At 66.8% G+C, this 7,435-nt stretch carries 6 protein-coding genes and 2 pseudogenes; 4 read left to right on the top strand and 4 right to left on the bottom strand.

The window, feature by feature from the left end; all coding sequences use genetic code 11:
• Positions 1–538: 538 nt before the first annotated feature.
• Positions 539–916 (top strand): transposase, encoded by a 378-nt coding sequence (locus ACZ3H8_RS40290; protein ID WP_467410273.1) that lies wholly within the window; start codon positions 539–541, stop codon positions 914–916.
• An 82-nt stretch (positions 917–998) separates the two neighbouring features.
• Positions 999–1,544, top strand: a pseudogene (locus tag ACZ3H8_RS40295) (DDE-type integrase/transposase/recombinase); the annotation flags it as partial.
• A 307-nt stretch (positions 1,545–1,851) separates the two neighbouring features.
• Here ACZ3H8_RS40295 and ACZ3H8_RS40300 read toward each other — a convergent pair.
• Entirely contained in the window at positions 1,852–2,739 is an 888-nt protein-coding gene (locus ACZ3H8_RS40300; RefSeq protein ID WP_467410275.1) for an MIP/aquaporin family protein, read from the bottom strand.
• A gap of 414 nt (positions 2,740–3,153) precedes the next feature.
• Positions 3,154–3,408 carry a hypothetical protein gene (locus ACZ3H8_RS40305; RefSeq protein WP_467410276.1) on the bottom strand — a complete coding sequence of 85 codons (255 nt, stop codon included), beginning with the start codon at positions 3,406–3,408 and terminating at the stop codon, positions 3,154–3,156.
• 610 nt (positions 3,409–4,018) lie between these two features.
• Between ACZ3H8_RS40305 and ACZ3H8_RS40310 the strand changes: the two genes are divergently transcribed.
• Positions 4,019–5,125 (top strand): PP2C family protein-serine/threonine phosphatase, encoded by a 1,107-nt coding sequence (locus tag ACZ3H8_RS40310; protein ID WP_467410279.1) that lies wholly within the window; start codon positions 4,019–4,021, stop codon positions 5,123–5,125.
• Between the two features lie 141 nt (positions 5,126–5,266).
• On the opposite strand, the gene ACZ3H8_RS40315 is transcribed toward ACZ3H8_RS40310, so the two are convergent.
• On the bottom strand, positions 5,267–5,389 hold the full coding sequence (locus ACZ3H8_RS40315; protein WP_467410280.1) for a hypothetical protein: 123 nt from the start codon (positions 5,387–5,389) through the stop codon (positions 5,267–5,269).
• 549 nt (positions 5,390–5,938) lie between these two features.
• On the opposite strand from ACZ3H8_RS40315, the gene ACZ3H8_RS40320 reads away from it, so the two are divergent.
• Positions 5,939–6,268 (top strand): hypothetical protein, encoded by a 330-nt coding sequence (locus ACZ3H8_RS40320; protein WP_467410283.1) that lies wholly within the window; start codon positions 5,939–5,941, stop codon positions 6,266–6,268.
• Between the two features lie 561 nt (positions 6,269–6,829).
• Here the strand turns inward: ACZ3H8_RS40320 and ACZ3H8_RS40325 are convergent.
• Positions 6,830–7,435: pseudogene (locus ACZ3H8_RS40325) on the bottom strand (transposase family protein); the annotation flags it as partial.

Raw genomic sequence — 7,435 nt, forward strand, 5'->3', positions numbered from 1 at the left:
CACCGGGGCCACGACGGCAGCCATGGAGACGCACGCGCCAACCGGGGCGCCGTCCCCGGCCACCGGGGCGCACCCGGTGACGCGTTGACGTACCGGGACACCTCGTCGGTCAGGCACTCGGGGTCTGGCAGACGGGGCAGAGCTCGTAGCGGCAGTCGTTCACCACGCTCCCCCAGCCGCGGCACTCGTCGCAGTCGCGAGCTAGGGCGATGTTCGCTCGGGGGGCAGGAGCGTTGGGGTGGGCTCCAGTGGTCATCAGGTCATTTTCCTCGGATAGAGGGCTACACATAGTAAAACTATGACATTGAGCGCATAAATATGCAAACCGCAGCGGGCCCCTGGGTCCGGCGCGGTGGGCAAGTCGGCCCCCGTGCGCTCAGCCGATGCCTGTCAGCGCGCCTGCCCGGGCATGCAGCTTTTGTCGACCGAGCAGTTCAGCCAGGCGTTCACGATGCACGGCACCGTGATGCTGCTGTGGGCTTGATCCGCTTTGACGGACATCCGAGATCAGGGGTTCAGCCCCGGGAGGATGTCCATCATGGAGAGCATGGGGAAGAAGAAGCCTCGCCCTCGCCGCTCGTTCACGCCGGAGTTCAAGGCCGAGATCGTCGAGCTGTGCCGTCGCGGTGACCGCTCGGTCGGTCAGATCGCCAAAGACTTCGATCTGACCGAGACCGCGGTGCGTGACTGGGTGAAGCAGGCTGAGGTCGACGCGGGCGAGCGCGACGGGCTGACCAGCAGTGAACGTGAGGAACTGGCCGCGCTGCGGCGGGAGAACCGCCGCCTGCGGGGAGGGCGTCGACATCCTCAAGCGGGCCACGGCTTTCTTCGCGAAGGAGACCCGGTGACGGTGCACCCGTTCATCGAGGCGGAGAAGCAGGGCGGTCATAGCGTCAAAGGGCGTGTGAGCTGCTGAACGTCTCCCGGACCGCCTTCTCGCCCGCCGCACCGGCAAGCCTGGTCCCCGCGCGCTCCGCGACGCTGAGCTGACGGAACAGATCACCAACGTCCACATGGGATCGCGTGGAACCTACGGCGCACCGCGTGTCCATGCCGGTCTCCAGTGGGAAGCCGCCAGACTGCTGTGCCGGCATCGCGGACGACGGCACCTGACCACGATCGCCGATCCGCTTGCTGCCTCCCGGCCCGATCTCATAGTCCGGGACTTCCAGCCCGAACCCACCAGGCTGGATGCCCGCTGGTGCGGCGACATCACGTACATCGCGACGGAGGAGGGCCGGCTCTACCTGGCCACTGTCATCGACATCGCCTCCCGGCGTCCGGCCGGCTGGGCGACTGCCGATCACCTGCGAACCGGTCTGGTCGCCGATGCCCTCAAGGCCGCCTGCCGCCGGCGTCGCCCCACCCGTCCGGTGATCTTCCACTCGGATCGCGGCTGCCAGTACATCAGTCGGCAATTCGCAGCTCCGGCCGACGAGTTCGGAGTTCGGCTGTCGGTTGGCCGCACCGGACAGTACCGGGACAACGCGCTCGCCGAGTCGTTCTTCGCCACCATCAAGCGCGAGTTGCTCGGCATCGCCGCCTGGCCCAGCAGGGCCGCCGCTCGCGCCGCGATCTTCGACTTCATCGAGAGCCGGTACAACTGCATCGTCTGCACAGCAGCCTTGGTTACCCCGGTCCCGCCGAATACGAGACCGCACTCGCAGCCTGACCACCACACCAATGGTGCCCGTCACAGCGGAACAAGCTCAGCGCTGATGTTCGCGACACCGCTATTCGCCGGCTTCACGAACTGGATCACGCCGCTGCAGACCGGCGCGCCTGATGTGGCGTTCCCCCGGTGGAACGCGCTCGCGGCGGTTCCGTGTTGCGTCCTACTGGGCAATATATCTAGGGCTCTTCGGTGGCGGGTCCTTCTTCGGTCAACCCGTTCCTGGCCTTGATCACCGGAGTGATGAGCAGGTCGTACACGACGATACCGATGACTCCGCCGATGAGTGGACCGACAATGGGAATCCACCAGTAGCCGCTGAACCATTCGAAACTCCCGGGGAGAGCAATAGATCCCCAGCCTTCGAAGAATGTGAACAATCGGGGGCCGAAGTCCCGTGCGGGATTGATCGCGTACCCGGCGTTGGTGCCGAAAGTCAAACCGATCGCGACGACCACCAGGCCGATGAGGAACGGGCCGAGATTGGACATCGGAGCCGTATTGCGGGTGTCGATGAGTGCACAGATCAGCAGAAGCAGGATTCCGGTCCCCACGATCTGGTCGAGCAGGGGTCCCCACCATGAACCTCCGAAGTATTCGGCGGGGAATGTGGCGAAGATCGAATATGTGCCGAGAGATTTGTCCCGTGGGACTCCCGCCTTGGCGTTGGCCGCGTCGATCGCCCACCTGTAGGACGCGTAGACGAGCGCAGCGGCGACGAAGGCGCCCACGACCTGCGCCAGCCAGTAGGGCAGGACCTTCCGCCAGGGGAAATCCCTTCGAACCGCGAAGGCGAGGGTCACCGCGGGGTTGAGGTGGGCGCCGCTGATGCCGCCGGCCACGTATACGCCGAATACCACGGCGAGGCCCCAGCCCCACGAGATGATGAGCCAGTTGTCGGCCCCGAAGTCCGCGGTTTGTCGGCCTGAGCCGGGCAGACCGACGACTGCGACGGCCACCGACCCGATGCCCAGCAGAAGCAGGACGAACGTTCCCAGGAACTCGGCAACCATCTCACCGCCGAGGCCTTCTCGATAACCGCGTCGATGCACAGTGCGTTCAGCCATCGGCTCTCCCTAGTCGGAATGGAACATACCTGCCATCGGAAACGTAGGCGGAGGGGAGCCCAGCGGAGTGAGCCTGCTGGCGAGTCCCCAGAATTTCCCCCCGGTGGAGCACAGCCGAGCTGCGCCAATTGCCCCGCGGACCGCTGAACCGAGCCGGGGATCGCCGAACGGCCCACAAATCGACGCCTACCAGTGCCTGTAAGGTCCGGAGAGGGGACGTAGGTGCGGCTGCCCGACGTATCCGCGTCCAGCCGCGCTGCGGAGATTCAGGCGGCGACGCGGCCCGGGGGCGGCAGCAGTCCGGCGCCGAGCCAGCGTGTCGACTCCAGGACGTCCATCGGGTGTCCCAGGCCTTCTGCCCTGGCGGGTTCGGTCGGGCATAACAGGTCCTACAGGGACGGGTGTTGGCGCACCTCACCCCTCCCGGCGGCGTGCGTGAATGAGTCGGCAGGAGACGGGGTTGGCGGGCTCGGGGGCGTCAAGGGCGTCGATCCGTTCAACGACGAGACCGTGGCGTGTGAGCAGGGATTCCCAGAGGCCAGGGGTGAGGACCCACATGTGGACTGTGAGGCGGTCGCCGTCGGCCGGCGGCAGGATCTCAGGGCGCGGCGTCATCGTGCTGGAGGGCGGCGTTCCGGCGGAGTTGGTGTGCAGGACGGAGGAGTCCACGGCATCGATCAGCGCACCGCGTTCGCGGCGACGAGCGCCGCGAACCTCCCCATCCCGCACCCCAGATCCAGCACCCTCCGGTCCGCGACGTCGCCAAGGACCTCAAGGCCCGGGCGCAGCACGTGCCGCCGTACCGGGATACCTCGTCGGTCAGGTGCTCAGGGTCTGGCAGACAGGGCAGAGCTCGTGGCGGCCATCGTTCACCACGCTCCCCCAGCCGCGGCACTCGTCGCAGTCGCGAGCTAGGGCAATGCTCGCTCGGGGGCGGGAGCGTTGGGGTGGGCTCCAGTGGGCATCAGGGCATTTTCCTCGGGTAGAGGCTGATGTTAGCAAAACTATGACATCTCCCGCACAAATATGCCATGTGTGGCTGAGTGCTTCAGTTGGCGGATCAGTGGCTGAGTTGGCGGATCTCACCGGCTTGCTTGTGGGGCGCAGTAGCGCCGGGGCCGGTAGGCCACGGCTCTGCGGGTTCCTGGTTGCGCAAGAGCGTTGAGTGGAGCACTCCACTTCAGCGAGGCACGCTGTACCTATGCGGTCGCTCTTCCGCTCAGCTTCTCGACTGGGAGCGGGCGGTCACAGTGGGGTCCTCTTCACGCTGGCGAAATGTGTGCCGTTCGCGATCGCGCTGGCCGTGCTGGTCATCGAGCTCTCGCCTGCACACTTCATCTACACGGGCCCCCTTCTCACCGCGATGCCTGCGCTGGCCGCGGTGACGATGGGCCCCAAGGGCACCGCCTCGGCGGCGGCTCTCGCCTTGGCGATCAGCGTGACCACCGCCACCTACAACCAGGCCTGGGGCACCCTTCAGGTCTATACCAACTTCCTGGCTCTGGCCCTGGTGTCCGTGGCCGGATTCATCATGAGCAGCGCCGTGCAGACGCGTAGGCAGAGCGAGCTCGACCAGGTTCGCCGGATCGCCGTGGCTGCCCAGGGGGTCGTACTGCGGGATGTACCCGCGCGGCTGGGCCCGGTCCGGGCGGCCAGCCTGTGCCTCGCAGCTGGGACGGGGGCACAGGTCGGCGGTGATCTGTACGAGGCCGTGGAGACGCGGTACGGCGTCCGGATGATCGTGGGGGACGTCCGGGGCAAGGGGCTGACTGCCATGCGCGCGGTCGCGGTGGCGCTGGGCGCGTTTCGCGAGGCCGCGCACTACGAGGATGACCTGGTGGAGGTCATGAACCACTGCGCGGCCGCGCTGCGACGGGAGATCGCCGTCCCGGGTGCGTACGCTCAGGAAGTCCTGATGGAGGGATTCACCACCGCGCTCGTGGCCCAGGTGCCGGACGAACCCGTGGTGCAACTGGTCAACCGTGGCCATCCGCCTCCGCTGGTAATGCACCAGGGCACGGTTCAGGCCCTGATGCCCGCCTCGCCACTGCCGCCTCTCGGCCTGGAAGACCTCTTCAACGGCCCTCCCGCCAAGCCCGAGAGCTATCCGTTCGTACCCGGCGACCGTCTGCTGCTGTACACCGACGGCGTGATCGAAGCCCGCAATCGCGACAACGACTTCTTCGCCCTGCCGGAGACCATGGAGGGGATACGCGCCGGCGCCACCCCGCCGGAGTTCCTGGCAGAACTGCACCAGGCATTGATCCGCCACACTGAGGGGCCCTTGGCGGACGATGTGGCGATGATCTTCGTTGACCGGGTCGATGAAGAAGTCGGCAAGCCGATCGGCGCAGCTGCCACCTCTTCACCGGACAGGCCGCATTGACTACCTCCCGCAGGGCTCCCACCTCTGCGCGGGCGGCCTGCCCGCCCCCAGCGGCAGCGGCCGCCTGCAGCCGAGACGATGTGGGCCGCTCTGATCTCAATCGCCCCCGCCTGGCGCGACGACCCTGAGCTGCCCGCCGACCTAGGTGTGCTCGTCGGCCTCGGTGCGAACGGCGCGGACGCTCCCGCCGGTGTGCAGGGTGACAGGTGCCTGATCGGGTAGCCCGCCGCCGGGGGACTCGGCGCCCCAGTTCGGCCCCAGCATTGGCCGAGTCCATGAGCACCGCCGGGCCGTCCGTTGTCCAGATTTCGCAGTCCTCCCAGACGATGGAGGAATCCGCGAGGACGCGGCCGACAGCGGTTACCAGCTCAGGCGCTTTCCGAGGCGTACGAGTTGGAGCCGTAACGGCGAGGCCGACGTGGCCGCCGAACATCGGCGGCCACGTTCCCGGGGAGCCCTGCCCCGCCCCGTCACCGCACCGCCGCCGGGTGAGGAGCGGCCGAACGAAGCCATCGTCCTGGCGAGGCGGCGAGAGACTGCCGAATGGATGAACCAGACATTTTTGATGCGTTTGGTAATTGACGCCACATCACACAATGGCAATTCTGAAGCGCACCCAAAGAAGCCATTTGTATGAGGGGAGGAAGAATGCTTTCCGTTTCAAAGTGCGGTGTGGTGGCGGCAACGGCGGTCTCGCTGGCAACTCTCTCGAGTTCTGCCTCTGCATCCCATGACCCGTACTCCCTGGACATGGTCATGGGCAGAGGGCGCACAGAGGTCATCCGACTGACTTCGACGAGCACGGGAACCACGGTGGTCGACAACGGTGCATCCGGACCCGGGATCGGCGATCAGATCATCATCACCGCGAACCTCTTCCGCAACGGTGTCGGCTACGGCACCGAGGGGGCGCTGTGCACTCGAGTGGCAGCAGCAACCACCCTCTGCTCGGGCACCTTCAGCCTTCCCCGTGGGCAGGTGTCATGGCAACACCTGAAGACCACCCCCATGGGCACCCCGCCCAGCGACTTCGACATCGCCATCACCGGCGGCACCGGTGCGTACGCCACTGTCCGCGGCTACGCCCGCGTCGCCCGCATCGCTGAGTCGGGCGGCGCCCTCGCCCTCTATCTCCTGCACTGACCCCTCTCGCCACAGCACGCCCAGGGCTGAGCTTGACACATGGCCAGAGCGCCCTCTTGACCACCGCGCTGAGCGGGAGTTGTGCGACAGCCTCGCGCGTGCCTCACCGGCGTTCCGTAACCGGCCGTGAGGAGAGAACCCGACCTGACTGATCGCCCGAGAAGTCAGCGGATGTATGCGCGATTGTCCCCACTCAAAATGCAGATTGGCTGTCGAGCATGCTGTCAACGGTGAGTGCGCCCGCCGTAGTTGCACTCAGCCAGTCCGCCAAGTCGATGCCCTGACGCCAGTGCTCGCCCTCGTGGGTGCACCACATCGCCCGAAGCCTCCGTTCGCCACCTCCAGATAGAGGCGCCGCAGCAGAGGCGGAAGAGGGAATCCGATGACCTTCTCCGCCTCCGTGACCGCCTCCAGCGTCGCTGGTGCCGACAAGCCGCGAGCCCCGGCACAACCGCGGACAGCCGCGGACCGCCTCGACAACCTCATCATCCGTCACGAGAGCAGCTTCCAAGGCTCTCCGGGCGGCGTACGTGGAAGAGTCGGCAGGAGACGGGGTTGGCGGGCTCGGGGGCGCCCCTCGACCATGTCCAGCAGCCTCGCCGGCCCGGTCTTCTCACAAATGGGGGTGAGATCGATGATCACGGTGACGTACTTGTCGCCAAACCCGGTGTGCCTCCAGACATGCTCGTCAACCCCGATCGTGGTGACACCGTCGAACCGGTGAGGGTCATCGATCAGACGTCGCTTGCCTTCGGCGAGGATCGCGCTGTTCGCGGTATGCCAGGACACCCCCAGCCCTGCGGCGACGCGACTTACGGTGAGGTGATCGACCACGATGCCCTGCAGTGCCCACTCCAGCCCGCCCCGGGAGATCTTCGCCCACGGCGCAGCCACCTTCGAGGTGTCCTGCCGCCACGTCCTCTCGCACGAGTCGCACCGATAGCGGCGTACCCGCACCAGCAGCGTCGTGGGGCGGTGCCCGAACGGCTCATGCGCCAGCCGCCGCGTGACTGTGTCGCGCACCACGCCCTCTGACCCGCACTTCCGGCACCACGGATCCGGCTCGGCGACTCGGCACTCGATCACCGCCTGATCCGGCTCAAGGCGTTGCCCGACGGCTTCCAGACCGAGTTCATCGAGACGGCAGAACGTGGTCAGACAGGGCGC

This window comes from Streptomyces sp. NPDC002868, from assembly GCF_055563295.1.